General features: G+C 71.4%; 2 protein-coding genes and 1 pseudogene. 1 reads left to right on the top strand and 2 read right to left on the bottom strand.

Translation table 11 applies throughout. The features are described 5' to 3' along the window. Positions 1 to 204: nucleoside deaminase (locus G6018_RS14565; protein ID WP_182640002.1), on the bottom strand; the 204-nt coding region annotated here is incomplete at its 3' end. Between the two features lie 42 nt (positions 205 to 246). After that, positions 247 to 771, bottom strand: a complete 525-nt coding sequence (locus G6018_RS14560; RefSeq protein ID WP_095717134.1) for a tRNA adenosine deaminase-associated protein — start codon at positions 769 to 771, stop codon at positions 247 to 249. A gap of 45 nt (positions 772 to 816) precedes the next feature. Between G6018_RS14560 and G6018_RS14555 the strand changes: the two are divergent. Beyond that, positions 817 to 1,022, top strand: a pseudogene (locus G6018_RS14555) (prephenate dehydrogenase); the annotation flags it as partial.

Raw genomic sequence — 1,022 nt, 5'->3', positions numbered from 1 at the left:
CGCCTCGCGCAGGGCCAGGATCTCGGCGTGGGCGAAGGGGTCACCGTCGGCCTCGCGCCGGTTGGTGGCCACGGCCAGCTCCCGGCCGTCAGGCCCCACCACGAGCGCGCCGACCGGCACATCACCCTCGGGGGTGTCACCGGCGGCCGCCAGGGCCCGCCGTATCAACCGCTCGTCCTCGGACCGGGGCGACGTCGGTGACATGGGCGCGGTCACAGGGATGACCGCCTCACGAGCATGACCGCCTCACGAGTCGGGCAGGTGCCGCTCGAGCTCCTCGCCGAAACCCATCCGCTCGGCCAGCGACTGCAGCTGCTCGTCGGCGTAGAGGTCGGTCTCGGACACGATGATCTCCAGCACCCCCGGCGGCAACCCCACGTCCTCGAGGATCGCCATGTCGCCCTCGCCCCAGGGGTCGGCGTCCTCGAGATCCTCGTCCGGAAGCTCCACGTTGAGCTCGTCGAGCACGTCGGCCGCGAGGTCGTAGTCGAGGGACGCGGTCGCATCGGAGAGCATGAGCCGCATCCCGGACGGGCCGGGACGAAGGATCACGAAGAACTCGTGATCGACGTCGACGAGGCCGAACGACGCCCCCTCGGTGCGCAGCGAGCGGACCTGCCGCGCGGCGTCGTCGAGACTGGTGAGCGCGGTGTCATCGAGTCTGGTGATCTGCCATGAACCGCCCGCCTGCAACACCCCGAGAGCGGAACCGGTGACGGCGTCGTCGTCGCTGTCGCTGTCGCGGGTGTTTCGGTCGGAGGTGCTGGCCATGGGCCCAACCGTAGTCTGCTGTGAGAACCTTGTCAGGTGGCGGCGGTGACGGACGTGTGCGTGCTCGGAGCGGGCCTGATCGGCGGTTCGTTGCTGCGGGTCCTGGGCCCGGATCGGGCGTTCGGGTGGAATCGCTCGACCCCCGGCGCGGAGGCGGCGACGGCGGCCGGCTTCCACGTCTCGACGGATCTGGCCGACACGCTCCGCCGGGCCGCGCGGACGGACGCCCTCGTCGTCGTCGGCGTCCCCCT

The organism is Dietzia sp. DQ11-44 (assembly GCF_014145205.1).
GTDB lineage: Bacteria > Actinomycetota > Actinomycetes > Mycobacteriales > Mycobacteriaceae > Dietzia > Dietzia natronolimnaea.
The sequence above is the reverse complement of the archived record's forward strand: the minus strand, read 5'-3'. Positions and strand labels throughout refer to the sequence as shown.